Genomic DNA, 24,378 nt, shown 5'->3' with positions numbered 1-24,378 from the left:
AACCGAACTCCACGGAGATCGGCGGAAGGGAAAGCTGGCCGGTCGACATAATGGGGTATGGTGTAATCGGCAGCACGACTGATTCTGGTTCAGTTAGTCTAGGTTCGAGTCCTGGTACCCCAGCGAGAGAGTCGCTCAGGTGATCTCTCAGGCGTGGTCCCGTCGTCTAGCGGCCTAGGACGCCGCCCTCTCAAGGCGGTAGCGCGGGTTCAAATCCCGTCGGGACTACAAGGATGGAGGACCCCTGTCTGCGGAATGCGCAGACGGGGGTCCTTTTCGTGTTCGTATTGGGGGAGCGACTCCCCCAAGCCCCCTACGGTGCGGTGGTTGCTCTGGGGGCTGCTCCTCGCTTGGCGGGGCGTTCCCGGCCTGGGTTGTTGACCAGCGTCGCGGCTGGGGCCTTGGTCGGCTCTTGCTGGGCTGGGGGCTTTGCTGGGGCTTCGTTCGTGGCTTGGGGCTCGCGCTTCGCGCGTCGGGTCGGGCTTCGTGTCGGTTCTCGCGCTTCGCGCGTCGGTTGGGGCTCGCGCTTCGCGCATCGCGGGGGTCTCGCGCTTCGCGCATCGGGGTTTGGGGTTGGGGTCTTGGCTTCGTGGGTTGGGGTTGTGGGTTTTTGCTTTTGTTGGGGTGGGTTTTGGTTTCTTCATCGGAATGGCGTTCTTCTTGGTTTGATTTGTTGCAGTCATCACAATGGTGGGGTTCGGTCGGGTTGTGGGGTGGTGAGTCGGGGTTGATTTTGGGTCTTCGCTGGTCAGTGAGGTCGGTGCGGGGGATGGCGGGGTGGTTTTCTCCCGGGGTGGGCCCGTGTGTATAGTTGTCCCCGTTGCGCGGTCCCGTCGTCTAGCGGCCTAGGACGCCGCCCTCTCAAGGCGGTAGCGCGGGTTCGAATCCCGTCGGGACTACGTCGAAGGGCCCGACCTGCTCCGGCAGGTCGGGCCCTTTCTCGTGCTGCCCCGTCCAGCCCCGGACGGGGCGCGAGTTCGGCCGGGAACCGCGTGACACCCGGTGCGCGGTTCCCGACCCGCGCGCCGGACTAGAGCCTGTTCTGCAGCCCCTCCGCCGCCGCCAGCAGATCGGCCGCCCAGCGGGCACCCGGCCTGCGGCCCATCCGGTCGATCGGACCGGAAACCGAGATCGCCGCGACGACCTGCCCCTGCGCGTCCCGCACCGGAGCCGAGACGCTCGCCACGCCCGCCTCCCGCTCGGCCACCGACTGGGCCCAGCCGCGACGGCGCACCTCCATGAGCGTGCGCTCGCCGAAGACCGCCTCGGCCAGGACCGCGCGCTGCGTCGCCGGGTCGGACCAGGCCGCGAGGACCTTCGCCCCCGAACCCGCCGTCATGGACAGGGGAGTGCCCACCGGAACCGTGTCGCGCAGACCGCTCGGCGGCTCCGCCGTTGCGATGCACAGCCGCTGCATGCCGTCCCTGCGGTAGAGCTGGACGCTCTCGCCGGTGACGTCCCGCAGCTTGGGCAGGACCGAGGACGCCGCCTCCAGCAGCGGATCCACCGCACCACCGGCCAGCTCAGCCAGCGCCGCGCCCGGACGCCAGCGCCCGTCCGACCCGCGCCGCAACATGCGGTGCGCCTCCAGGCCCACCGCCAGCCGGTGGGCCGTTGCCCTGGGCAGTTCGGTGCGCGCGCACAGCTCCGCCAGCCCGCAGGGTTCGGTCGCCACCGCCTGCAGTACGGCCACTGCCTTGTCCAGTACTCCGATGCCGCTATGCTGTCCCACGTACCGATACTAACTTCCCGATATCTGGGAAGTCCACTCTGTGGGAAAGACCCGTTGCCGGGTCTTGCGCGCTCGACTGGGAGCAGTGATGGGAAAAACGCTCGCGGAGAAGGTTTGGGACGCGCACATCGTGCGCCACGGTGAGGGGCACGAGCCCGACCTGCTCTACATCGATCTCCACCTCGTGCACGAGGTGACCAGTCCGCAGGCCTTCGAGGGGCTGCGCCTGGCCGGGCGCCCGGTGCGCCGGCCGGATCTCACGATCGCGACCGAGGACCACAACGTGCCCACCACGGGCATCGACCTGCCGATCGCCGATCCGGTGTCCCGGACGCAGGTCGACACGCTGCGCAAGAACTGCGCGGAGTTCGGCGTCCGGCTGCACCCGATGGGCGATGCCGAACAGGGCATCGTGCACGTCGTCGGTCCGCAGCTCGGGCTCACCCAGCCCGGCACCACCGTGGTGTGCGGCGACAGCCACACCTCCACCCACGGCGCCTTCGGCGCGCTGGCCTTCGGCATCGGCACCTCCGAGGTGGAGCACGTGCTGGCCACCCAGACGCTGCCGCTGCGCCCGTTCAAGACGATGGCCGTCAACATCGAGGGCTCCCTGCGCCCGGGCGTGACGAGCAAGGACGTCATCCTCGCGGTCATCGCCAAGATCGGTACCGGCGGCGGCCAGGGCTACGTGCTCGAGTACCGCGGCGAGGCCGTGCGCCAGCTGTCCATGGAAGCGCGCATGACCATCTGCAACATGTCCATCGAGGCGGGCGCCCGCGCGGGCATGATCGCCCCGGACGAAACGACTTTCGAGTACCTCGAGGGGCGCCCGCACGCTCCGCGCGACGCCGACTGGGACGCCGCGGTGGAGTACTGGAGGACCCTGCGCACGGACGACGACGCCGAGTTCGACGCCGAGGTCACCATCAACGCCGACGAGCTCACCCCGTTCGTCACCTGGGGCACCAACCCGGGGCAGGGCCTGCCGCTGGGCGAGAACGTGCCGGACCCGGAGCGCATCGCCGACGAGGGCGAGCGGCTGGCGACCGAGAAGGCCTTGGCCTACATGGGCTTGCAGGCGGGGACCCCGCTGCGCGAGGTCTCCGTCGACACGGTCTTCCTGGGCTCGTGCACCAACGGGCGGCTGGAGGACCTGCGCGCGGCCGCCGACGTGCTCGAGGGCCGCAAGGTCGCCCCGGACACCCGGATGCTCGTCGTGCCCGGTTCGATGAAGGTCCGCCTGCAGGCGGAGAGCGAGGGCCTGGACCAGATTTTCACCGCCGCGGGCGCCGAATGGCGTTCGGCCGGTTGTTCGATGTGCCTGGGCATGAACCCGGATCAGCTCAGCTCCGGCGAGCGCAGCGCCTCGACCTCCAACCGCAACTTCGAGGGCAGGCAGGGCAAGGGCGGCCGCACCCACCTGGTTTCGCCGCTGGTGGCCGCCGCCACCGCGGTGCGCGGCACCCTGTCCTCGCCCGAAGACCTCGACTGACGAGCCCACCACCAGGAGCAGACGATGGAACCGTTCAAGACGCACACCGGGGTCGGCGTCCCGCTGCGCCGGTCCAACGTGGACACCGACCAGATCATCCCCGCGGTCTACCTCAAGCGGGTCGCGCGCACCGGCTTCGAGGACGCCCTGTTCGCGGCCTGGCGCGGGGACGAGGACTTCATCCTCAATCAGGAACCCTTCTCCAACGGCAGCGTGCTGGTCGCCGGGCCGGACTTCGGGACCGGCTCCTCGCGCGAGCACGCCGTGTGGGCCCTCAACGACTACGGCTTCCGCGTGGTCATCTCCAGCCGCTTCGCCGACATCTTCCGCGGCAACGCGGGCAAGCAGGGGCTGCTGGCGGCCGAGGTCGCGCAGTCCGATGTGGAGCTGCTGTGGAAGCTGCTGGAGAACGAGCCGGGGACCTCGGTGACGGTCGATCTGGAGCAACGCACCGTGCACGCCAAGGACCTCACCGTGCCGTTCAACATCGACGACTACACCGCCTGGCGGCTGCTGGAAGGCCTCGACGACATCGGCCTGACCCTCCGGCACGCCGAGACGATCGACACTTTTGAAGCCGGGCGGCCAACTTTCAAGCCCGCCACCCTGCCCGCCCCGCAGGGCTGAGGCGAACTCGATCGGTGAGCGGGTTTTTCCTTGGCGCGCAAGGGAAAACCCGCTCCCGGGCCAACAACCGAACAGTCGCCGCGAGCACCGCGCGGACCCCGTTGCCGGGCCCCGAATGCCTACGCGCCAACGAAAAATGGAGGCGTGGCGAATGGCATTTGTTTCTTCGGGGCTTTACCGTTGACTTTGAGTCGGCCCAACGGGGCCGTTGTTGTGTCCTGGGAGGGACTGAAGTGAACAAGGCCCAACTTATCGAGGCTCTGGCAGACCGCATCGGCGACAAGAAGACCGCCAGCCAGGCCGTGGAAAGCATGGTTGACATCATCGTCCGCAACGTGAACAAGGGCGAGAAGGTCAACATCACCGGCTTCGGCGTTTTCGAGAAGCGCGCTCGCGCGGCTCGGGTCGCGCGCAATCCGCGCACCGGTGAGAGCGTGAAGGTCAAGAAGACCAACGTTCCCGCCTTCCGCGCCGGCACCCAGTTCAAGGAAGTCGTGGGCGGGCAGCGCAAGCTCCCCCGCGTTTCCACCACCAAGGCGGCCACCACGCGCGGTCTGACCACGCGCACCGCGTCGGCGTCGAAGACCACGACGACGAAGAAGGCCACCACCGGCAAGGCGTCGACCGCCAGCAAGGCCGGCACTACCAAGGCCTCGACCGCCAAGGCCTCCACGGCGAAGGCGAGCACCGCCAAGGCCCCGGCCACCAAGAAGGCTTCGACCGCCAAGGCCTCCACCAGCAAGGCCTCGACGACCAAGGCCGCCGCGACCAAGGCGTCGACCGCCAAGGCCAGCACCGCCAAGGCCGCTCCGAAGAAGGCCTCCACCAGCAAGACGTCCACCGCCAGCACCGGCAGCAAGGCCAGCACGGCCAAGGCTTCGACGGCCAAGGCGACGACCAAGCGGGCCAGCACCGCCAAGGCTTCGACCAGCAAGGCGTCGACGGCCAAGACGACCACCCGCCCGGCCGCCAAGAAGGCGACGACGACGCGCAAGTCCACCAAGAAGTGATCTCTCGCGCTCACCGCGAGAACCAGTGGGCCGAGCGGGCGGCGTCCTGACCACGTGCTGGGGTAGACGCCGCCCGCTCACAGCGCGAAGCCCGTTCCGGTGGTCGAGGAGCTTGGCCGCGGGACGGGGTTTGCGAGGACGCGGCGGAGAACGGGCCTCAGCGGCCCGCAGAGCGCCGAGACCGGCTCACCCCGCCCCTTCCCCGGGGTGCGAGCCCGCGCGCCGCTCAGCGGCGCGATCAGCGCCCGAAGCGGGCTCAGGGCAACGGGTCGTCGAGGTATTCGGCCGCTGCGAGCCGCGGGGTCGGTCCGCTGCCGTTGCCCCCGGAGCGCGTGTCCTGCCGGAAGCTCAGGAACCACACGCTGCCCTTGCGGCTGTGCACCTCGCCCAGGTCCAGGCCGGCCGACTCGGCCAACCGGCCCACCAGGTCCGGGATCACGCCGCCCTGGCTGGACACGACCGCGGTGCCGCCCCGCGCGGCGATGCTCAGCAGCGCCCGCACCCCGGCATCCGGTTCGGCGGAATAGCCCTCTTCGGAGAACAATGCCTCGGTCGCGATCTTGATTCCGAGGTCTTCGGCGACCGGGGCGACGGTTTGTTCGCAGCGCACTCGCGGCGCGGAATGGACGCTGGACGGGGCGAACAACGGCAACAGTGAATGCAACGCATCTCGTTGCCGTTCGCCCGATTCGGTAAGCGGACGAAGCACGTCATCTCCGGCCCATTCGGAACGTTTACCCGCTTTCGCGTGCCGAACGAGCAAAACCGTCGCGATCTCGGAGCGGGACTCGGCGAATGCGTCGAGCACCCGCGCGTCCTGCGGATAGCTCAGCGCCGCACGGGCCCGGTCGAGCGTGAGCCAGCGCAGTTCGTCCACTTCGTCGTTCGGCGCGAACGCGCCGTCGCGCACCGCTGCGCTGAAGTAGTCGACCACCTTCGGCCGCGCCCCGTCCGCGCGCCCGGCGACCTGGTAGCTCGCCCGGAGCAGGGGCCTGCCGAGCGCGCAGGCGTAGCCGGTCTCCTCCTCGACCTCGCGGGCCGCCGCGTGCGCGGCCAGCTCCCCGGGATCGAGCTTTCCCTTGGGCAGCGACCAGTCGTCGTACCGGGGGCGGTGCACCAGCGCCACCTCGGGCCCCTCGGCGCCCTCGCGCCACAGCACGGCGCCCGCGGCCCGGATCGGGGCCGCGGCGGGATCGGCGGTTTCGACGTCGGACGCCGGCAGGTTCTCGGACAAGCTGAATCTTTCCCTGTGCTGCGGGGTGGTTCTGGCGTTGCGGGTCAGGAGACCTTCGCGCCGTGCAGGCGCAGCATCTCCGTCTGGTGGTCGCGGACCTGCTCGCCGTCGCCCTCCTGAGGCGAGGCGTCCCAGTCGCCCTTGGCGTTGAGCACCCAGCTGCGGGTCGACGGGTGCAGCGCGGAGTCCAGCATCGCGTCCAGCTGGGCGGTGATGCGCGGATCGGTGACCTGGACCTGGGTTTCGATCCGGCGGTCGAGGTTGCGGTGCATCATGTCGGCGCTGCCCAGCCAGTGCTCGTCGATGCCGACGAAGTGGAACACCCGGGAGTGCTCCAGGAAGCGCCCCAGGATCGAGCGCACCTCGATGTTGTCGCTGAGCCCCTCCACGCCGGCCTTGAGCGCGCAGATGCCGCGCACCACCACCTTGACCGGCACGCCGGCCAGCGAGGCCCGGTAGAGCGCGTCGATGATCTGCTCGTCGACCAGCGAGTTCACCTTCATCCGCACGCCGCAGGGCAGGCCCTGCCGGGCCCGCTCGATCTCGGCCTCCACGCGCTCGACGATGCCGGTGCGGATGCCCTGCGGGGACACCAGGATCCGCCGGTAGTCGCCGTGCCGGGCGTAACCGGTGAGCACGTTGAACAGGTCGGTGAGGTCCGCGCCCACCTCCGGGGAGGCGGTGAGGATGCCCAGGTCCTCGTAGATGCGCGCGGTCTTCGGGTTGTAGTTGCCGGTGCCCAGGTGGCAGTAGCGGCGGATGGTGGATCCCTCCTGCCGCACCACCAGCGCGGTCTTGCAGTGCGTCTTGAGGCCCACCAGGCCGTAGACCACGTGCACCCCGGAGCGCTCCAGGGTGCGCGCCCACTGGATGTTGGCCTGCTCGTCGAAGCGCGCCTTGAGCTCGACCAGCGCGACCACCTGCTTGCCCGCCTCGGCGGCGTTGATGAGCGCGTTGACGATCGGCGAATCGCCCGAGGTGCGGTACAGCGTCTGCTTGATGGCCAGCACGTGCGGATCGGCCGCGGCCTGCTCGATGAACCGCTGGACCGAGGTGGAGAACGAGTCGTAGGGGTGGTGCACCAGCACGTCGCCCTCGCGCAGCGTGGCGAAGATGCTCTTGGAGGTCTGCCCCTCGGCGAAGGCGGGGTGCGTGGCCGGCACGACCGGGGCGTCCTTGAGATCGGGTCGCTGCAGCTTGTCGAGCTGGAACAGGCAGGACAGGTCGAGCAGCCCGCGCACCTCGACCACGTCGTGCGAGTCCACCTCCAGCTCGCGCAGCAGGAGTTCGAGCATGTTCTCGCTCATCGTCTCGGTGACCTCCAGCCGCACCGGTGGCCCGAACCGGCGCCGGGCCAGCTCGCGCTCCATGGCCTGAAGGAGGTCCTCGTCGCGGTCCTCCTCGACCTCCAGGTCGGCGTTGCGGGTGACCCGGAAGATGTGGTGCTCGGCCACGCGCATGCCCGGGAACAGCTTGTCCAGGTGCGCGGCGATGAGCTCTTCCAGCGGCAGGAAGGTGGCCCGCTCGTCCTCGCGGTCGGCCTCGACCCGGATCAGCCGGGGAACGTTGTCGGGCACCTTCACCCGCGCGAAGCGGCGGATGCCCGCGTCCGGGTCGGCGACGGTGACCGCCAGGTTCAGCGACAGCCCCGAGATGTAGGGGAACGGGTGCGCCGGGTCCACCGCCAGCGGGGTGAGCACCGGGAAGATGTGGTCCTCGAAGTAGCGGGTCAGCTTGGCCTGGTCGGCGTTGGCCAGCTCCGCCCACTTGAGGATGTGGATGCCGTTGGCCTCCAGCTCCGTCAGCAGCTCGTCGGTGAACGCACGGCTGAGCTTCTCCATCAGGTCCTGGTTGCGCGCGGCGATGCGCACCAGCTGCTCGTGCGGGGTGAGCCCGTCTGCGCTGCGCACCGACAGCCCGGTCTCCTCGCGGCGCTTCAGCCCCGCCACGCGCACCATGTAGAACTCGTCCAGGTTGGACGCGAAGATCGCCAGGAACTTCGCCCGCTCCAGCACCGGCTGCGAGCGGTCCTCGCCCATCGCCAGCACGCGCGCGTTGAAGTCCAGCCACGACAGCTCGCGGTTGAGGTAGCGGTCGTCGGGCAGGTCGGTGGTCGCGGCGGCGCGCGTGACCGCGGGCGGCGCCTGCGGAACCCGCGCGCCGTCGGCGGTGGCGTCCTTGGCCGCGGCGTGCTCCTCGACCTTGCCGTTCGCCGAGGCGGTGCGGCGTGCCGACCGCGGCGAACGGCGACCGGACGAGGAACCGCCGCCCGATGCGCCGTTGGTGCTCGAGCGCTTGGCGGCGGCCGGCTGGGAGCCGGTCTCGCTCGACGACTTGGCCGACGTCGACCTCGCCTGCGAGGCCGACTTGGTCGACTTGGCGGGCGAAGTGCGCTTGCTGGTCCGCTTCGGGGCCGACCCGTCGCTGCTCTCGGTGCTCACGCGGCCATTGTCGCTCATCAAACCGTTTCAGATCGAGCGCTGGCGACATTCACTTCGCGTTCGGCTACCCGTCGTCATCGCTGGTGAACAGCCGGAAGGGAACCTTTCCACCATTCCGGGCGCGCGGAAGGTTCCCCTGCTCGCCGCGGTGGAGCGAGGAGGGGAGCTCTCCTGGCACCTCACGCCAGCCGCGCGGCGCTGCGCCGGCCGAGGCCGAGCTCGGCCGCGGCGGTGAGATCCGCGGCGGTGTCGACGTCGCGGCGCACCGACTCCCACGGCCCGAGCAGCGCTTTCGCCCCGGTCGCGGTGTGGGCGGCCGCCGAGTCCGGGCCGAAGCGCGGATCGAGGGGAATCTTCGGCTCGCCCAGCAGGAGAGTGGTTCCCCCGCCGGTCAGGTCGGGGCAGAACGAGCGATCGGTTCCCGCCGCGGCCAGCACGGCGCCGAGCTCGGCCGGGCGCAGGGCCGGGAGGTCGGCCTGCAGCGCGCCTACCCGGGCCGCCCCGCGGGCGCGCAGCAGCTCGTCGCCGTGGCGCAGCGCGGCGTTGAGCCCGGCCCCGGGGAGGTCCGGCAGCACTTCCACGCCGATGGCGGAGAACTCGTCGGCGAGCACCGGGTCGGAGGAGACCACCACGACTTCGGCCACGCCCGGCGCGCGGGCGGCCGCGGTGACCGTGTCCAGGGCCATCGCGGCGACCAGCTCGGCGTGCCCGTCCGGTGCCCGGTCGGCCAGCAGGCGGGACTTGGCCAGGTGCAGCGGTTTGAGCGGCACCAGCAGGTGCACGCCGGTGTCCTCGGGTGCGTCGTCGGCGGTCACCAGCCCATCTTGCGGCAAACCTGGGTGTCACCGCGGCCGCGGGAGGCGGGTAACTTGACGTGCGCTCGCGACCGAAGAGGGAGTTGCCGTGGCTGAACCGAGAAGCCTCCGGGGCCAGCGGAGGAACGAGAAGGTGGCCGGGATGGGCAAGTTCTGGCTGGGTCTGGCTCGCTGGGTCTTCTACCCGCTGACCATGCTGCTGTCGACCGTGCGCGTGCGCGGGCACGAGCGCATTCCGGAGGACGGTCCGGCGCTGATCGTGCTCAACCACGTCTCGCACCTGGACCCGATCTTCGACGCGGTCACCGTGCACCGCTCCGGGCGGGTGCCGCGGTTCATGGCCAAGAACACCCTGTGGAACCTGCCGCTGGTCAAGAACGTGCTCACCGGCACCGGGCAGATCCCGGTCTACCGGGGCACCGCCGACGCGCAGAAGGCGCTGCGGGCCGGTCACGAAGGGCTCAAGACGGGCAAGGCCATCGTGATCTACCCGGACGGGACCATCACCAAGGACCCCGATGGCTGGCCGATGATCCCCAAGCCGGGCGTCGCGCGGCTGGCGCTCACCCACGACATCCCGGTCATCCCCGCGGCCCGCTGGGGCACCCGGGACATCTACGACCACTACGACAAGAAGTTCCGGCCGTTCCCGCGCAAGACGGTGCACTACGTCTTCGGCGAGCCGCTGGACCTGACCGCCTACCGCTCGGACAACCCGGACGCCGAGGCGCTGCGCGAGGTCTCGCACCTGGCGATGGCCAGGGTCCGCGAACTGCTCGCCGAGATCCGCGACGAGCAGCCGCCCAGGGAGTTCTACGCGCCGGCTCGCAAGCCCAAGGGCGGCCATGGCAAGGCCTGAGCGGATCGCCGTGCTCGGCGGCGGTTCGTGGGGCACCACGTTCGCCAAGGTGCTCGCCGACGCGGGCAACGACGTGGCGCTGTGGGTGCGGCGGCCGGAGGTCGCCGCCGAGATCAACGACACCCGGTTCAACAGCGGCTACCTGCCGGGCATCGAGCTGCCGGAACGGTTGCGCGCCACCGGCGACGCCGCCGAGGCGGTGCACGCCGCCGAGATCGTGGTGCTCGCGGTGCCCAGCCAGTCGTTGCGGGAGAACCTGGCGGGCTGGCAGCCGCTGCTGCCCGACGAGGCAACCCTGGTGAGCCTGTCCAAGGGCGTCGAGCTGTCCACGCTCAAGCGGATGAGCCAGGTCATCGCCGAGGTCGCCGATGCGCCGATGGAGCACGTCGCGGTGGTCTCCGGGCCGAACCTGGCCAAGGAGATCGCCGCCGGGCAGCCCACCGCGACGGTGGTCGCCTGCCCGGACGAGGAGCGCGCGGTGGCGCTGCAGCGAGCCTGCTCCACCTCGTACTTCCGCCCGTACACCAACACCGACATGGTCGGCATCGAGATCGCCGGTGCCTGCAAGAACGTCATCGCGCTGGCCTGCGGCATGGCGGTGGGCCTGGGATTCGGGCACAACACGATGTCCTCGCTGATCACCCGCGGGCTGGCCGAGACGACGCGGCTGGGGGTGGCGCTGGGCGCCGACCCGATGAGCTTCGCGGGTCTGGCCGGGCTGGGCGACCTGGTGGCCACCTGCATGTCCCCGCTGTCGCGCAACCGCACCTTCGGGGAGCGCCTCGGGCGGGGGGAGACCCTCGCGCAGGCGCAGGAGGCCGCGCACGGGCAGGTCTCCGAGGGCGTGAAGTCGTGCTCGTCGATCCGGGAGCTCGCGGCCCGGAGCGGCGTGGAGATGCCCATCACCGACGTGGTGCACCGGGTGTGCCACGAGGACCTGCAGCCCGGGCCCGCCGCGGCGGAGCTGCTGGGACGCGAGCGCAAGTCGGAGTGATCGGTCCGGCGACCGCGGCGTGCGCCGCGGCCGGACCGCGAGATCGAGTGGGGAAGTGGCCAGAGTGGATCAGGGACGCGAATTCGGCGACGGCACCCGCGTGGTGCACGGCGGACATCCGGCTCCCGAGGGCGGCACTCCGCTGCTGCCCGGACCGGTGTTCGCCGCGCCGTACCACCTGGGCGAGACCGGGCCCAGCGGCGACTTCTACGGCCGCGCCGGCAATCCGACCTGGCGCGCGCTGGAATCGGCGATCGGCGACCTCGACGGCGGCCACTGCGTGCTGCTGCCCTCGGGGATGGCCGCGATCAGCACCGTGCTGCGCGCGCTGCTGGGCGTCGGCGACAAGCTGGTGCTGCCCTCGGACGGCTACTACGCCACGCGCCAGTTCGTGACCGACGAGATGGCCGAGCTGTCCCTCCGGGTGCGCGAGATCGCCACGCCGGGGCCGTGGACCGTCGAGGTCTTCGCCGGCGCCCGCCTGGTGCTGCTGGAAACCCCGTCGAACCCGGGCGGCGACGTGTGCGACATCGCCGAGCTCGCCGCGCGGGCGCACGCGGCGGGAGCGCTGCTGGCGGTGGACAACACCACGGCCACCCCGCTGGGGCAGCGCCCGCTGGAGCTGGGCGCCGACATCGTCATCGCCAGCGACACCAAGGCGCTGTCGGGGCACAGCGACCTGCTGCTCGGGCACGTTTCGGTGCGCGACGAGGAGCTGGCGCAGCGGCTCTTGCGGGCGCGCACGCTCTCCGGCGCGATCCCCGCGCCGTTCGAGACCTGGTTGGCGCACCGCAGCATGGGAACTCTCGACCTGCGGCTGGCCCGCCAGGCGGAGAACGCCGCGGCGCTGGTCGACGCGCTCGACGGGCACCCGAAGGTCACCGGGCTGCGCTGGCCGGGCTGGTCGAAGGACCCGTCGCACGAGCTGGCCGCGCGCCAGATGCGCCGCTTCGGCGGGGTGCTGCGCTTCGAGCTGCCGGACCGCGCGGCGGTGGAGGAGTTCCTGCGCCGCAGCGAGCTCGTCGTGCCGGCGACCAGCTTCGGCGGCGTGCACAGCACCGCCGATCGCAGGGCCCAGTTCGGCGACCCGGTCCCGGAGGGCTTCGTCCGCTTCTCGGCCGGCTGCGAGGACCCGGCCGACCTGGTCGCGGACGTGCTGCGCGCGCTCGCGTGAGCGGAGCGGCGGGGAACCGCGCTCCGGGGCTCCCCGCCACCCGACCGGGTGCGACCTTCATCACCGGTCCCGCCGGGCCCGCCCGCAGCGGAGTTGACGCCGCGGCGCGGGCCTGGTTCAGTTCCTGGCGTGTCTGAGAGCGCCACTGCCGTTCGACGGGGTCACATCGACCTTCGCCGCGTCGCCAGCGCGCTCTGTCCGTGTCCTTCGTGTTGATCGATCCGCTCAGCGTTCCTCTCCCGGGTTGATGCCGCGCGTCCGCGCGCGTCCCCGGGCATCCGCACGATCTTCGAAGGACTCCTCGTGTTCGCCGTTCCGCCCAACACCGTGGCCGCACCCGCCGATCTGACCATCGCGCACCCGGTGCGCGTCGCCCGCGAGTACGCCGCCGACCGCGCTTCCTGGGCCGCGCTGCTGCGCTACGACCCCGACCAGCGCTGGGCCGGGCTGCTCGCCCGCACCGACGCCTACGAGGCGTGGCTGCTGAGCTGGCTGCCCGGCCAGCACACCGATCTGCACGATCACGGCGGCTCCACCGGGGCGTTCACCGTGCTGTCCGGCAACCTCACCGAGCGCGTCGTGCGGCGCGACGGCACCGAGCTGCTGAACTCCCTGGTGGCCGGCCAGTCCCGGGTCTTCGGCCCGAACTACGCGCACCAAGTCAGCAACCTCGGCGAGGACCCGGCGGTGACCATCCACGTCTACCGCCCGCAGCGCGCCAACCGCCCAGTCGGCTGATTCCGCGCCGCGCTCACCCGCGGTTGCGGACCTGCTCGGCCGCCGCGGCGTCGCGGCCGCCGCGCTCGGCGAGCCGCGACGCCACCGACTCCCGCAGCTCGGCGGACTTGTGCGCGTCGTACTTGAACTTCGCGGTGACCGACTCCACGTGCAGGACCACGCCGCGGATCCCGGGCAGCATGCGGTGGAACGGGCCTTCCTCGGGGCGCACCGGGTCCGTGCCGCCGTCGGGCTGGAAGTGGGCCATCTGCTCGCGCAGCAGCGCGGCCTTCCGCTCGGGGTCGTCGATCAGCTCGGCGGTGCCGGACAGCTGCACCGCCGCGTAGTGGCTGGTGGGCACCCCCGCGCTCGGGGAGGTGGCGCCCTCCGCGCGCCACGGGCCGGGCACGTAGGCGTAGTCGTCCACGACCGAGAGCACGCAGCGCGGGTCGTGCTCCAGCGCGGCCCAGATCGGGTTCGGGCGCGCGAGGTGCAGCAGCACCCGGTCGCCGTCGAGCGCGAAGTGGGTGGGCTGCACGATCGGCCGCCGGTCCGGATCCACCGCGACGAGCTGCCCGAAGTCGTGCCCGGCGGCCAGCCAGTCCTGCCACTCCTGGTCGTCGCGGGCGCGGTCCCACGGGTGCACCAGCATTCTCATGCCTCCTTCCGGTCGGTGACGTGCGCGGGGACCTCGAATCCGGCGGGGAGGTCGTCGGAGGGGACCGGAGTTCCCCACGCGGAGCGCAGGGGGAGCACGCCGGCCCACGCCTCGTTCGCCGCGATGTCCTCCGCGTCGTCGGCGGGCCCCGCGGCGCGGGTCTTGACCGACGCCTCGGCCAGGTCGAGCGCGATGACGGCGGTGGCGGCCAGCTCCTTCTTGTCCGGCTGCCGCGCGTGCTCCCAGGAGCCGGGGGCGAGGTGCTCGCTGATCACCCGCAGCGCCTCCCACTTCTCCTCGGGCGAGTCGACGGCGCGGGCGTTTCCGTGGACGACCGCCGAGCGGTAGTTGATCGAGTGGTGCATCAGCGAGCGGGCGTAGACGATCCCGTCGAGGTGGGTGATCGCGGCGCACACCGCGACGCCCTCGGCGCCTTCCCGGAGGCTGCGGGCGCCGGTGGAGCCGTGCAGGTACAGGGTGTCGCCGCTGCGGCCGTAACCGGTCGGCAGCACCCGCGGTGCGCCGTCGACGGTCATCGCGAGGTGGCAGACGAGACCGGAGTCCAGGATCGCGTGCAGCTGCGCGCGATCGGTGCCCGCGCGCTTGGCGTTGCGGCGGATGGTGGTGCGTTCGGTGGGGGAAAGAGTCACGCGACCAGCGTCGGAGTTCGAGTGGCATCATAGAAGTGCCAATCAGAAGGAATTTCGAGATGCCACATGACGTGCCGGCCGCGAGCTCCCCGCTGCTGGAGCTGGCCATCGACCTGGACCGCCACGCGCCGCTCCCGCTGGCCGTGCAGCTCGCCGACGCGCTCCGGCACGCCGCGACCGCCGGGCAGCTGCGCGGCGGCGACCGGCTGCCCTCCACCCGCGCGCTCGCGCGCCACCTCGCGGTCAGCCGCACCGTGACCGCCGCCGCCTACGAGCAGCTGCACGCCGAGGGCTGGATCGTCGGCCGACGCGGATCGGGCACCTACGTCACCACCAGCCCGCCGGGCGCCCGCGACGCGCCGCCGTCCGGTCCGGTGCGGGCGGCGGCGCCCGGCGCGAACCCGGAGGTGGTGCTGACGCCGGGAGTGCCGTGGGCGGGCGGGATCGACCGGGCCGCGTGGCGGCGCGCCTGGCGCGCCGCGGCCGACGCCGAGCCCGACCTCAAACCGCAGCGCGCCGGGCTGACCAGCTACCGCGAGGCGGTCATCGAGCACCTGCTGCGCCACCGCGGCCTGCTGGTCGGCGGTTGGACCTCCGGAAACGTGCTCACCACCGGCGGAACCAGCGCGGCCGTGGGCGAGCTCGCCGCCGCCGTGCTGCCGCGCGGCGCGAAGGTGGCCGTGGAAGAACCCGGCTACCAGCGCGCGGTCGGCGCGCTGCGGGCAGCGGGCGCCAGGGTCGTCCCGGTGCCGGTCGACCACTCGGGCCTGGTCGTCGAGGAGGTCCCGCGCGACGTGGCCGCGGTCTACTGCTCGCCGGCCCACCAGTTCCCGATCGGCGGCAGGTTGCCCGCGGAGCGCCGGATCGCGCTGATCGAGCGGGCCCGAGCCGAGGGTTGGCTGATCGTGGAGGACGACTACGACGGCGAGCTGCGCTACGACGTCGCCCCGCTGCCGGTGCTGGCCTCGATGGCCCCGGACGTGGTGGTGCACCTGGGCACCACGAGCAAGATCCTCACCCCGACGCTGGGCGTGGGCTGGATGCTGGCCGCCGAACCGGTCACCTCCGCCGTGGTCGAGCACCGCGAGCGCACCGGTACCGGTCCGGCCCTGGCCGGGCAGCGGGTGCTCGTCGAACTCGGCAGGCACGGCGATCTCGGCAGGCACCTGCGCCGGCTGCGCCGCGAGCTGTCCCAGCGCCGCGCGCTGGTGGTCGACGGGCTGGCGGCAGAGGGCATCGAGGTCTTCGGCGACCGCGCGGGCGCGCACGTGGTGCTGCCGCTGCCGGGCGCCGACGCCGAGGGGCGGATCGTGGCCGAAGCCGCCGAGCGCGGCGTCGTGCTGGACGGTCTCGGCAGGCACCACGACGGCGCGCCGAGCTGGCACGGACTGGCCCTGGGCTACTCGGCCTGCACGCGCGACGACCTCACCTCTGCGCTGCCGATGCTGGCCCGGTCGGTGCGCCGGGCAAGGTGAGTCGCCCGCGCCGCAGACGGGTATGGTCCCGGCCATGACTCAAGGCAAGACCCGGGTGGCGGTCGTCTTCGGCGGTCGCAGCACCGAGCACGGAATCTCCTGCGTGTCCGCCGGTAGCGTGCTCTCGCACCTGGACCAGGACCGCTTCGAGATCGTGCCGGTCGGCATCACCCGAGAGGGTGCCTGGGTGCTGGGCACGGACGATCCGAAGGAACTGGCGATCAAGGACCGCCAGGCCCCCGAGGTCACCTCCGGCCAAGCGCTGGCCCTGCCCGGCGACGCGACCCGCAAGGAGCTGGTCATGCTCGAACCGGGCCGCGGCGGCGAGGTGATGTCGCAGGTCGACGTCGTCTTCCCGGTGCTGCACGGCGCGTTCGGCGAGGACGGCACCGTCCAGGGGCTGCTGGAGATGGCCGACGTGCCCTACGTCGGCCCGGGGGTGCTGGCCAGCGCGGTGTCGATGGACAAGGAGTACACCAAGAAGCTGCTGGCCGCCGAGGGCATCGAGGTCGGCACCTACGAGGTGCTCCGCCGCGATCAGTCCACCCTGGATCAGCAGCAGCGGGACCGCCTGGGGCTGCCGGTGTTCGTCAAGCCGACCCGCGCGGGTTCCTCGCTGGGCATCACCAAGGTCACCGACTGGGCCGACCTGGACGCGGCCATCGCCGAGGCGCGGCGCACCGATCCGAAGGTGATCATCGAGTCCGCTGTGGTGGGCCGCGAGATCGAGTGCGGCGTGCTGGAGTTCCCGGACGGCCGGGTCGAGGCCTCCCAGCCGGCCGAGCTGCGCGTGACCGGCGAGACCGACTGGTACGACTTCGAGTCCAAGTACCTCGACGACGTCACCGAGTTCGACCTGCCCGCCAAGATCGGCGACCAGGCCACCGAGGAGCTGCGCGAGGCCGCCGTGCGCGCCTTCCGCGCGCTGGACTGCCAGGGCCTGGCCCGGGTGGACTTCTTCCTGGCCGAGGACGGGCGGTTGATCGTCAACGAGGTCAACACGATGCCCGGCTTCACCGAGATCTCGCTGTTCCCGCGGATGTGGGCGCACAGCGGCGTGGAGTACCCGAAGCTGCTGGCCACGCTGATCGAAACGGCGGTGGCCCGAGGCACCGGCCTCCGCTGAGCACCCGATGCCCGGTCCGGGACCGCGCCTGGCGCGCGGTCCCGGGCGTCCGGCTACGGGAAGACCGGGCGCTTCGGCAGGGTGCGGCGCAGGACGTCGGAGATCTCCTGCAGCGGGCCGGTGCCGATGTCGGCGGGCGCGTTGAGCGCGACCCGCACGCCGCGGTCCACCGCCAGCCACGAGACGTTGCCCGCCTCGTTGATCTCGAACCAGCTCACCCCGTTGACCACCATCAGCTGCGAGCTCCGCGTCAGCTCCGCGGGCGAGCCGATGCCGCAGCGCAGCGTCACCGGGTCGTGCTCGGCGTCGCCCCAGGCCACCGCGGCCGCCGGGGCGGGCTGGGCGATCTCGCGACGCGGCACCGAGGCGTCCCGCACGGTCAGCTCGCGGGGCAGGGCATCGATGACCTTCGCGCAGTCGGGGCTGCCGGCCTGCGGTGCCGGGACCGGTGGCATCGCCAGCGGTCCGGAGCGCCGCGCCTGCTCGGCGGCTTGGACCTCTCGTTGCTGCGCGCGCTCGTGCCACCAGCCGTACACGCCGACCCCGGCGACCCCCGCGGCCAGCAGCACCGCGAGCGCGACCGCCACGATCAGCACCGGCCGGGGCAATCCCGTCTCGTCTTGCTCCACGCCTCCCACTACAGCACCCGCCCGTTCGGGGGCCGTTCCCGGGCTCGGCGCGCGGCGGCGCTGGTCGCCGGTCGCTCCGCGGTCGCGTTGCGGGACCGCCCCCTACAGGTGCACGACCGGGCAAGTGAGGGTTCGGGTGATGCCCTCGACGTTCTGGATCTTGGCCACGACCATCTTGCCGAGGACGTCGACGTTCTCGGCTTCGGCGCGGACGATGACGTCGTACGGACCGGTGACGTCCTCGGCGCTGATGACGCCCTGCGCACCGGCGATCTCGCCGGCCACGGCAGCCGCCTTGCCCACTTCGGTCTGGATGAGGATGTATGCCTGTACCACGGCGTGCCCCTTCGTCTCGCCCATGTGCTCGGGTAGGAAACTGGCAGAAAGCTACCCCATCGGACCGAGCGGATGCTCAAGGAAGGAAGGTCCCAGTTGGGTCCTGATTCGTCGCAGGACGCACAGACCATTTCCCAGGTGGGTGAGTTCGGTCTCATCGATCGAGTCACGTCCGGTCGCGCGCAGTCCCCGGGCACCGCGCTCGGCCCCGGGGACGACGCCGCGGTGCTGAGCGCGCCGGACGGCCGGGTGGTGGCCTCCACCGACGTGCTCGTCGAGGGCGTGCACTTCCGTTTCGACTGGTCGACCCCGCACCAGGTGGGCCGCAAGGCGGTGGCGGTGAACCTGTCCGACATCAACGCGATGGGGGCGGTTCCCACCGGCCTGCTGGTGGGGCTCGCCTGCCCGCCGGACACCCCGGTCGCCCTGGTCGACGAGCTCGCCGACGGCCTGTGGGAAGAAGCACAGCAGCTCGGGATCGGGCTCATCGGCGGCGACATGGTGTCGTCGTCGTCACTGACGATCTCGATCACAGCTCTCGGCGACCTGCAGGGCCGGGCTCCGGTGACCCGTTCCGGCGCGCGCCCGGGCGATGTGGTGGCGGTGGCCGGACGGCTCGGCTGGGCGGCGGCCGGGTTAGCGGTGCTCGGCCGCGGGTTCCGCTCCCCGGTGGCGGTGGTCGGCGCGCACCGCGTGCCCGAGCCGCCCTACGGTGCCGGACCGGCCGCGGCCACGGGCGGCGCGACGTCCATGGTGGACACCTCGGACGGGCTGCTCGCCGACCTCGGTCACATCGCCGAGGCCTCCGGCGTGGCGGTCGACGTCGACTCCGCGCGGCTGGGCGTGCCGCAGCGGCTCACCGAGGTCGCCTCGGCGCTCGGTTCCGACGCCCGCCACTGGGTGCTCACCGGCGGCGAGGACCAGGCCCTGATCGCGACCTTCCCGGCGGGCAGCCCGCTGCCCGCCGAGTTCCGCGAGATCGGAGCGGTCCTGGAGGGAACCGGGGTCACCGTCGACGGCAGCCCCTACCAGGGGCCGGCCGGTTGGGAGCACTGGCGCTGACGCGAGAGGGCCCCGGACCGAGCGGTCCGGGGCCCTCGTGCGCGGTGCGTCAGCTCGCCGTGGCCGCCTTGGCGGGGGCGTCCTGCATCAGCGGCTGCTTCGCGGTCTCCTTCATCAGCATGATCGGCACCAGCGCGATCAGCGCCGCGCCCATCAGGTAGAAGGCCGGGAAGTAGGTGTTGCCGGTGCTGCTCACGACCGAGTCGTTGATCAGCGGCGCGGTGCCGCCGAAGATCGCCGTGGACAGGTTGTAGCCGATGCAGAAGGCCGCGTAGCGGACCTTGGTCGGGAACATCGCGGGCAGCGTCGCGGCCAGCGGCCCGATCAGCTGCACGTGACCGATGGCCAGCAGGCCCAGGCCGAGCACGATGGTCAGCATGCTGCCCTGGCCGATCAGCCAGAACGCGGGCAGCGGCAGCACCAGGAAGCAGATCGCCGCCGACAGGAAGACCGGCTTGCGGCCCACCCTGTCCGAGAGCCTGCCCACCGGGGTGATCAGGATCAGCATGAAGGCCACCGTCAGCAGCAGCGGGACCAGCAGCTGGTACTCCTGCCCCTCCGGCACCTGCAGCGTGTTGCCCAGGTAGGTCTCCATGTAGGTCAGGATCGTGTAGTTCGCGACGTTGATCAGGATGACGATGCCCATCAGGATCAGCAGCTCGCGCCACCAGTCGCGGACCATGTCCCGGAGCGGCGACTTGGCCACCTTGTGCTCGTGCTCCAGCGCCTTGAACGCAGGGGTGTCCTCCAGCTTGGACCGCAGGTAGAGGCCCACGATGCCCAGCGGGCCGGCGACCAGGAACGGGATCCGCCAGCCCCAGGTCTCCATCTGCTCGGTGCTCAGGCCCAGGATGAGCAGCGTCGGGACGAGCGCGCCGAGGCCGAAGCCGACCAGCGTGCCGAACTCCAGCCAGCTGCCCCAGAAGCCGCGCTTGCGGTTCGGGGCGAACTCGGCGATGTAGGTCGCCGCGCCGCCGTACTCGCCGCCGGTGGAGAAGCCCTGCAGCATGCGCAGCAGCAGCAACAGCATCGGGGCGAAGATGCCGATGGTCGAGTAGGTCGGCAGCAGGCCGATGAGGAACGTCGAGCCGGACATCAGCAGAATCGTGACCGCCAGGACCTTCTGCCTGCCGATGCGGTCGCCCAGCGGACCGAAGAACAGGCTGCCCAGCGGGCGCAGCAGGAATGACAGCGCGAAGGCGCCGAAGGCGGAAATGGTCTCCAGCGGCCCGGGGAAGAACTGGTGGCCGACGTAGGAGGCGATGTAGGCGTAGACGCCGAAGTCGTACCACTCGGTGCAGTTGCCGATTGCCGCAGCGCCGACCGCGCGGCGCAGCAGCGACTTCTGTTCGGCCGAAGGCTCGGCGGTTTCAGGCGAAGTCATGAGTTTGCGGCCCACCTCCGGGTGTGTCTTCCACGGCCGTGGTCGATTTGGAACTCCGCAGAACCTAGCCGAGCGGCCAGGTCAAGGCCACCAAAAGGCCGGGATCGGGTAATGCGATGTTATTTGATTTATGCACTAGATCACGATCTTTTGTTATGCCCAGTTGTGTCGGACCGTCACCGATTTGACAAGTCAATTCGGTGGGTGACGGGCGAAAATGACTCTTTCGCGGTAGTGCCGATCACGCATGTGCGACAGGTCTCGCAATCGTTACATCGAACGTGTGTGACCTGCGACACTTCCTGCCTCGTTGGGGTTGATCGCAGCGTGGTCGGCGCCGCTCGATAGCCTGCCCGGCATGGCCGCACGTCCGCTGCACGAAGTCGTCGAGGCCGGCTGGGCGAAAGCCCTGGAGCCGGTGGCCGAGCAGATCACCGCGATGGGGGAGTTCCTCCGCGCCGAGGTCGCCGAGGGGCGCACCTACCTGCCTGCGCCGGAGAACGTGCTGCGCGCGTTCCAGCAGCCGTTCCACGACGTCCGGGTGCTCATCGTCGGCCAGGACCCGTACCCCACGCCCGGCCATCCGGTGGGGTTGAGCTTCTCGGTCGCCCCGGGGGTGAAGCCGCCGCGCAGCCTGGTCAACATCTTCCGGGAGTACGCCGACGACCTCGGCTACCCGACGCCGACCAGCGGTGACCTGACGCCGTGGACCGAGCGCGGGGTGCTGCTGCTCAACCGCGCGCTGACGGTCAGCCCGGGCAAGCCCGGCTCGCACCGCGGCAAGGGCTGGGAGAAGGTCACCGCCCAGGCCATCAGCGCCCTGGCCGCCCGCGAGGAGCCGCTGGTCGCGATCCTGTGGGGGCGCGACGCCCGCGATCTGCGCTCGCTGATGCCCGGCGTCGAGTGCGTCGAGTCGCCGCACCCCAGTCCGATGTCGGCGGACCGGGGCTTCTTCGGCTCCCGTCCGTTCAGCCGGACCAACGAGATCCTGCGGTCGAAGGGCTGGGAGCCCATCGACTGGAAGTTGCCCTGAGGGCGATTCGGCTGCTTCGCCGGAATTCGCGCGATCGGGCCCGCGGATTCCGGCGGAACCGCGCAGCAAAAAACCCCGAGGTGATCGATCACCTCGGGGTTGTTCGCTCCTGAAGTCGCGTCAGCCGCGAACGACCTTGCCGGCCTTCATGCAGGACGTGCACACGTTCACGCGCTTGCGCTGGGACAGACCGATCTTGGCGTGAACGGTCTGGATGTTCGGGTTCCACCGGCGCCTGGTCTTCCGGTGGGAGTGCGAGACCGAGTTGCCGAAGCCTGGTCCCTTACCGCAGACGTCGCAGACGGCAGCCACGTCAGACACCCCTTACTTTGCTTGACGGTTACAGCGATGATCGCCACGCAAGCGCGCCACACCTCGTACGAGGGCACTTGCGTGAGCGCTTGCTGCTCACCGCCGGTGCGGCGGCCTGAGCCCGGAAGACTCCGGTCGCCCCGGGGTCATCGCCACCCGGGACCGGATCAGGATAGCCCACCACCGGTGGTTCCGTCCCAAGCGGGGGTCGTTGCCGCCAGGTCGCGCCCGCCCGGGCCTCGTCCCGGAGCGCGACGACTAGTCTCGGGCAAACCGGATCGTGGCACGGGGCGTGGGAGGTTTCGCGGGGTGTTGCGGACGCTGAACGCGGCGGCGGCCCGCCGATGGGCCGATCTCGCCATGAGCGCGCTGGCCGCCGAGCGCGAGGCGATCGACCGGATCAACGTCTACCCGGTCGCCGACGGCGACACCGGCACCAACCTGCTGCAAACCATGCGCGCGGCGGTGCGGTCCCTGGACGAGGCCGAGCCGGACACCCTGGGCGGCGTGTGCGACGCGCTGTCCAAGGGCGCGCTCGGCGGTGCGTGCGGCAACTCCGGGATGCTGCTCTCGCAGGCCATCCGGGGTGTGGCCGAGAGCCTGCGGGAGGTCGTCGTCGCCGACGGCCCGGGGCTGTCCGCGGCGCTGGTGCGGGCCGAGGAGCTCGCCAGGCTCGCCGTCGCCGAGCCGGCGGAGGGAACCTTGCTGTCGGTGCTGTCCGCGGCCGCGCGCGGGTCGCGGACGGGCGAGGAGCTGGGCGCGGTGGTGCGCGGTGCGGTGCGCGCGGCGATCGACGCGCTGGCGGCCACCCCGGCGCAGCTGCCCGCCCTGGCCGAGGCAGGGGTGGTCGACGCCGGCGGGCGCGGGCTGGTGGTGCTGCTGGACGCCCTGCACGCCGTGGTCTGCGACGGCGAGTGGCTCGCGCCGCACGGCGGTGCGCCGAACCCCGAGCCGGGCGAGGTGCTCGAACACGATTCGGGCTACGACTACGAGGTCATGTACCTGCTGGCCGGCGCCGACCCGGAGCGGGTGGAAGCGCTGCGAGCGCGCTTGGCCGAGCTCGGCGACTGCGTGTCGGTCGTCGGCGACGGCGTCGACTCCTGGGCGGTGCACGTGCACTGCGACGACATCGGCGGGGCGATCGAGGCGGGCATCGAGACCGGCCGCGTGCACAAGATCAAGGTGACCCGCTTCGCCGATCAGCAGCAGGAGCACGCCCGCGCGGTCGCGGTGCTGGCCTGCGTGCCCGGCGCGGAGCTCGGCGAGGTCTTCGCCGCCGAGGGCGCCGACGTGCTGGTGGTCGACGAGATCGAGGTCGACCGGTTGCGGGAGGCGCTGGAGACGACGTCGGCCGCGCACGTGCTGGTGCTGCCCAACGACCCCGAGACCGCGGCGGTGGTCGAGCGCGCCGTCGCGGGCTCGACCGAGGGCCGGGACGTCGTCGTGGTGCCCACGGCCTCGCCCGTGCAGGGGCTGGCCGCGCTGGCGGTGCACGACCCGAGCCGTCGCCGCGCCGACGACCAGGTGGCGATGACCGAAGCTGCCGCCGCCACCCGGCGGGGCGAGCTGCGCGTCGCCGACGCCGAGGCCCTGACCTGGGTGGGCCGCTGCCGTCCCGGCGACGTGCTGGGGCTCATCGACGGCGAGGTGGTGCTCATCGGCCAGGACCTCACCGCCGCGGCCAGGGACCTGCTCACCCGGATGCTCACCATCGGCGGTGAGCTGCTGACCACGCTGATCGGCCAGGACGCCCCGGCCGAACTCCCGGCGGCGATCGACGACCACCTGCGCCGAGTGCACCCCGAGGTCGAGGTGGCCTCCTACCCGGCGGGGCCGATGCCCGCGGTCCTGCTCGTCGGCGTGGAGTGAGCTCACCGGCCCGAGCCGGAGCGCATCAGCGCCGCCGGGTAGGAGGCCACCTCGACCCGCCGAGCGAGCAGGGGAACCTTTCTGCCACCGAGTGATGAGGGGAACTTCCCCTGCGCTCGGGCGAGCACGGGAACGTTCCTGTCACCCGGCGCGGCGGGAACCTCCCCGTCATCCGCGGGTACCTGCCCGGGCGTCGGGTGCGTGGCGCTAATGTCGAGGTGAGTCGTTCGACACGGGAGACGCTGTGGGCATCCGTCGCCGCTACCTGGGGTGGGTCGCTGGGTGGACGCTGCTCGTCGGGGTGCTGATGGTGGCCGTGCCGCTGCTGGTGCGGGCGCGGTTGCCGGAGCCGATCGCCGTCGAGTGGTCGGTGGTGGGGGTGCCGGAGAGCTCCAGCTCGCTGCGGGATTTCCTGTTCGGCAAGGTCGTCTGGTGGGTCGTGGTCGCGGGGGTCTGGGCGGTCCTGGCGTGGCGTGGCGTGCTGCGCGGCCGCGGCCTGGCGCTGACCGGGGCGGTGCTGGCGGTGTTCGGCTGGGTGCTGCTGGGCACCGTCGTGCTGACCACGATCGCCAACCTGGACGCGCCGAGGTTCCGCGAGGCCTCCGAGCTCACCGGCACGGGCTGGCTGGCGCTCACCGCCGCGCCGATCGCCTGGTTCGGCTGGCGGATGGGAGCGCGGGCCGCCGACTGATCGGGTGTCGGTGCCGTTCGGTAGTTTCCCGGCGGCGTCGACCGGTGAAGACGCAGGC

General features: G+C 71.5%; 24 protein-coding genes and 3 tRNA genes. 17 read left to right on the top strand and 10 right to left on the bottom strand.

The window, feature by feature from the left end; all coding sequences use genetic code 11:
* Nucleotides 1-51 precede the first annotated feature (51 nt).
* From ACFQRI_RS05590 to ACFQRI_RS05580, 3 genes are all read left to right on the top strand, one after another.
* Nucleotides 52-123: transfer RNA gene (locus ACFQRI_RS05590), tRNA-Gln, on the top strand.
* 32 nt (nucleotides 124-155) lie between these two features.
* Nucleotides 156-228, top strand: a tRNA-Glu gene (locus tag ACFQRI_RS05585).
* A gap of 598 nt (nucleotides 229-826) precedes the next feature.
* Nucleotides 827-899: transfer RNA gene (locus ACFQRI_RS05580), tRNA-Glu, on the top strand.
* Nucleotides 900-1,030: 131 nt separating this feature from the next.
* Here ACFQRI_RS05580 and ACFQRI_RS05575 read toward each other — a convergent pair.
* Nucleotides 1,031-1,732, bottom strand: coding sequence for an IclR family transcriptional regulator (locus tag ACFQRI_RS05575; protein ID WP_380665145.1), 702 nt, complete (start codon nucleotides 1,730-1,732; stop codon nucleotides 1,031-1,033).
* An 88-nt stretch (nucleotides 1,733-1,820) separates the two neighbouring features.
* Between ACFQRI_RS05575 and leuC the strand changes: the two genes are divergently transcribed.
* From leuC to ACFQRI_RS05560, 3 genes are all read left to right on the top strand, one after another.
* On the top strand, nucleotides 1,821-3,224 hold the full coding sequence (leuC, locus tag ACFQRI_RS05570) for a 3-isopropylmalate dehydratase large subunit (RefSeq protein WP_380665143.1): 1,404 nt from the start codon (nucleotides 1,821-1,823) through the stop codon (nucleotides 3,222-3,224).
* Between the two features lie 24 nt (nucleotides 3,225-3,248).
* A complete protein-coding gene (gene leuD / locus ACFQRI_RS05565) occupies nucleotides 3,249-3,851 on the top strand; it encodes a 3-isopropylmalate dehydratase small subunit (RefSeq protein ID WP_380665141.1) in 603 nt (200 codons plus the stop codon).
* Nucleotides 3,852-4,084: 233 nt separating this feature from the next.
* Nucleotides 4,085-4,861, top strand: coding sequence for an HU family DNA-binding protein (locus ACFQRI_RS05560; RefSeq protein WP_380665139.1), 777 nt, complete (start codon nucleotides 4,085-4,087; stop codon nucleotides 4,859-4,861).
* Nucleotides 4,862-5,117: 256 nt separating this feature from the next.
* On the opposite strand, the gene ACFQRI_RS05555 is transcribed toward ACFQRI_RS05560, so the two are convergent.
* The 3 genes from ACFQRI_RS05555 to cofC all read right to left on the bottom strand — a co-directional run bounded on the left by ACFQRI_RS05555 (nucleotide 5,118) and on the right by cofC (nucleotide 9,351).
* Nucleotides 5,118-6,038 carry an NUDIX hydrolase gene (locus ACFQRI_RS05555; RefSeq protein WP_380665556.1) on the bottom strand — a complete coding sequence of 307 codons (921 nt, stop codon included), beginning with the start codon at nucleotides 6,036-6,038 and terminating at the stop codon, nucleotides 5,118-5,120.
* 101 nt (nucleotides 6,039-6,139) lie between these two features.
* Entirely contained in the window at nucleotides 6,140-8,554 is a 2,415-nt protein-coding gene (locus tag ACFQRI_RS05550; RefSeq protein WP_380665137.1) for an RNA degradosome polyphosphate kinase, read from the bottom strand.
* 161 nt (nucleotides 8,555-8,715) lie between these two features.
* A complete protein-coding gene (gene cofC, locus ACFQRI_RS05545; protein ID WP_380665135.1) occupies nucleotides 8,716-9,351 on the bottom strand; it encodes a 2-phospho-L-lactate guanylyltransferase in 636 nt (211 codons plus the stop codon).
* A gap of 88 nt (nucleotides 9,352-9,439) precedes the next feature.
* Here cofC and ACFQRI_RS05540 point away from each other — a divergent pair, with 88 nt between their 5' ends.
* The 5 genes from ACFQRI_RS05540 (at nucleotide 9,440) to ACFQRI_RS05520 (ending at nucleotide 13,116) form a co-directional block, all read left to right on the top strand.
* Entirely contained in the window at nucleotides 9,440-10,210 is a 771-nt protein-coding gene (locus ACFQRI_RS05540; RefSeq protein ID WP_380665133.1) for a lysophospholipid acyltransferase family protein, read from the top strand.
* Nucleotides 10,197-11,204: an NAD(P)H-dependent glycerol-3-phosphate dehydrogenase gene (locus ACFQRI_RS05535; RefSeq protein WP_380665131.1), complete on the top strand. Its 1,008-nt coding sequence runs from the start codon at nucleotides 10,197-10,199 to the stop codon at nucleotides 11,202-11,204. Before ACFQRI_RS05540 ends, ACFQRI_RS05535 begins: the two co-directional genes overlap by 14 nt.
* 64 nt (nucleotides 11,205-11,268) lie before the next feature.
* Complete coding sequence (locus ACFQRI_RS05530) at nucleotides 11,269-12,378, top strand: cystathionine gamma-lyase (RefSeq protein ID WP_380665129.1); 1,110 nt, start codon at nucleotides 11,269-11,271, stop codon at nucleotides 12,376-12,378.
* 48 nt (nucleotides 12,379-12,426) lie between these two features.
* Nucleotides 12,427-12,594, top strand: coding sequence for a putative leader peptide (locus ACFQRI_RS05525; RefSeq protein ID WP_380665126.1), 168 nt, complete (start codon nucleotides 12,427-12,429; stop codon nucleotides 12,592-12,594).
* Between the two features lie 87 nt (nucleotides 12,595-12,681).
* Complete coding sequence (locus ACFQRI_RS05520; protein WP_380665124.1) at nucleotides 12,682-13,116, top strand: cysteine dioxygenase; 435 nt, start codon at nucleotides 12,682-12,684, stop codon at nucleotides 13,114-13,116.
* Nucleotides 13,117-13,129: 13 nt separating this feature from the next.
* On the opposite strand, the gene ACFQRI_RS05515 is transcribed toward ACFQRI_RS05520, so the two are convergent.
* Together ACFQRI_RS05515 and ACFQRI_RS05510 are read right to left on the bottom strand one after the other, a co-directional pair.
* Complete coding sequence (locus ACFQRI_RS05515) at nucleotides 13,130-13,753, bottom strand: FMN-binding negative transcriptional regulator (protein ID WP_380665122.1); 624 nt, start codon at nucleotides 13,751-13,753, stop codon at nucleotides 13,130-13,132.
* Nucleotides 13,750-14,403: a pyridoxamine 5'-phosphate oxidase family protein gene (locus tag ACFQRI_RS05510; RefSeq protein WP_380665120.1), complete on the bottom strand. Its 654-nt coding sequence runs from the start codon at nucleotides 14,401-14,403 to the stop codon at nucleotides 13,750-13,752. Before ACFQRI_RS05510 ends, ACFQRI_RS05515 begins: the two co-directional genes overlap by 4 nt.
* Before the next feature lie 59 nt (nucleotides 14,404-14,462).
* Between ACFQRI_RS05510 and pdxR the strand changes: the two genes are divergently transcribed.
* Together pdxR and ACFQRI_RS05500 are read left to right on the top strand one after the other, a co-directional pair.
* Entirely contained in the window at nucleotides 14,463-15,878 is a 1,416-nt protein-coding gene (gene pdxR, locus ACFQRI_RS05505) for a MocR-like pyridoxine biosynthesis transcription factor PdxR (RefSeq protein WP_380665118.1), read from the top strand.
* A gap of 34 nt (nucleotides 15,879-15,912) precedes the next feature.
* Nucleotides 15,913-17,004, top strand: a complete 1,092-nt coding sequence (locus ACFQRI_RS05500) for a D-alanine--D-alanine ligase family protein (RefSeq protein ID WP_380665116.1) — start codon at nucleotides 15,913-15,915, stop codon at nucleotides 17,002-17,004.
* A 53-nt stretch (nucleotides 17,005-17,057) separates the two neighbouring features.
* Here ACFQRI_RS05500 and ACFQRI_RS05495 read toward each other — a convergent pair whose 3' ends face one another.
* Entirely contained in the window at nucleotides 17,058-17,633 is a 576-nt protein-coding gene (locus tag ACFQRI_RS05495) for a DUF3515 domain-containing protein (RefSeq protein ID WP_380665114.1), read from the bottom strand.
* Nucleotides 17,634-17,735: 102 nt separating this feature from the next.
* A complete protein-coding gene (locus ACFQRI_RS05490; RefSeq protein WP_380665554.1) occupies nucleotides 17,736-17,969 on the bottom strand; it encodes an Lrp/AsnC ligand binding domain-containing protein in 234 nt (77 codons plus the stop codon).
* Between the two features lie 96 nt (nucleotides 17,970-18,065).
* Here ACFQRI_RS05490 and ACFQRI_RS05485 point away from each other — a divergent pair, with 96 nt between their 5' ends.
* Nucleotides 18,066-19,031 carry a thiamine-phosphate kinase gene (locus ACFQRI_RS05485; RefSeq protein WP_380665112.1) on the top strand — a complete coding sequence of 322 codons (966 nt, stop codon included), beginning with the start codon at nucleotides 18,066-18,068 and terminating at the stop codon, nucleotides 19,029-19,031.
* A 49-nt stretch (nucleotides 19,032-19,080) separates the two neighbouring features.
* On the opposite strand, the gene ACFQRI_RS05480 is transcribed toward ACFQRI_RS05485, so the two are convergent.
* The gene (locus ACFQRI_RS05480) at nucleotides 19,081-20,415 is read right to left on the bottom strand and encodes an MFS transporter (RefSeq protein WP_380665110.1); all 1,335 of its coding nucleotides are present in this window, start codon (nucleotides 20,413-20,415) and stop codon (nucleotides 19,081-19,083) included.
* A gap of 358 nt (nucleotides 20,416-20,773) precedes the next feature.
* Here ACFQRI_RS05480 and ACFQRI_RS05475 point away from each other — a divergent pair, with 358 nt between their 5' ends.
* Complete coding sequence (locus ACFQRI_RS05475) at nucleotides 20,774-21,448, top strand: uracil-DNA glycosylase (protein WP_380665108.1); 675 nt, start codon at nucleotides 20,774-20,776, stop codon at nucleotides 21,446-21,448.
* Nucleotides 21,449-21,568: 120 nt separating this feature from the next.
* Here ACFQRI_RS05475 and rpmB read toward each other — a convergent pair whose 3' ends face one another.
* The gene (gene rpmB, locus ACFQRI_RS05470) at nucleotides 21,569-21,760 is read right to left on the bottom strand and encodes a 50S ribosomal protein L28 (protein WP_344130786.1); all 192 of its coding nucleotides are present in this window, start codon (nucleotides 21,758-21,760) and stop codon (nucleotides 21,569-21,571) included.
* Between the two features lie 312 nt (nucleotides 21,761-22,072).
* Between rpmB and ACFQRI_RS05465 the strand changes: the two genes are divergently transcribed.
* Nucleotides 22,073-23,629: a DAK2 domain-containing protein gene (locus ACFQRI_RS05465; RefSeq protein ID WP_380665552.1), complete on the top strand. Its 1,557-nt coding sequence runs from the start codon at nucleotides 22,073-22,075 to the stop codon at nucleotides 23,627-23,629.
* 244 nt (nucleotides 23,630-23,873) lie between these two features.
* Nucleotides 23,874-24,320 carry a hypothetical protein gene (locus ACFQRI_RS05460; protein ID WP_380665106.1) on the top strand — a complete coding sequence of 149 codons (447 nt, stop codon included), beginning with the start codon at nucleotides 23,874-23,876 and terminating at the stop codon, nucleotides 24,318-24,320.
* Nucleotides 24,321-24,378 lie beyond the last annotated feature (58 nt).

Source organism: Saccharopolyspora griseoalba (assembly GCF_042665275.1).
Lineage (GTDB): Bacteria > Actinomycetota > Actinomycetes > Mycobacteriales > Pseudonocardiaceae > Saccharopolyspora > Saccharopolyspora griseoalba.
Note: the sequence above shows the minus strand (reverse complement) of the source record. Positions and strands in the feature narration are given on the sequence as shown.

Coding starts and splice junctions, on each gene's coding strand:
- pdxR (WP_380665118.1), top strand. CDS start 14,463: ATGCCACATGACGTGCCGGCCGCGAGCTCCCCGCTGCTGGAGCTGGCC.
- ACFQRI_RS05480 (WP_380665110.1), bottom strand. CDS start 20,415: ATGACTTCGCCTGAAACCGCCGAGCCTTCGGCCGAACAGAAGTCGCTG.
- ACFQRI_RS05475 (WP_380665108.1), top strand. CDS start 20,774: ATGGCCGCACGTCCGCTGCACGAAGTCGTCGAGGCCGGCTGGGCGAAA.
- leuD (WP_380665141.1), top strand. CDS start 3,249: ATGGAACCGTTCAAGACGCACACCGGGGTCGGCGTCCCGCTGCGCCGG.
- ACFQRI_RS05515 (WP_380665122.1), bottom strand. CDS start 13,753: ATGAGAATGCTGGTGCACCCGTGGGACCGCGCCCGCGACGACCAGGAG.
- ACFQRI_RS05500 (WP_380665116.1), top strand. CDS start 15,913: ATGACTCAAGGCAAGACCCGGGTGGCGGTCGTCTTCGGCGGTCGCAGC.
- leuC (WP_380665143.1), top strand. CDS start 1,821: ATGGGAAAAACGCTCGCGGAGAAGGTTTGGGACGCGCACATCGTGCGC.
- ACFQRI_RS05550 (WP_380665137.1), bottom strand. CDS start 8,554: ATGAGCGACAATGGCCGCGTGAGCACCGAGAGCAGCGACGGGTCGGCC.
- ACFQRI_RS05535 (WP_380665131.1), top strand. CDS start 10,197: ATGGCAAGGCCTGAGCGGATCGCCGTGCTCGGCGGCGGTTCGTGGGGC.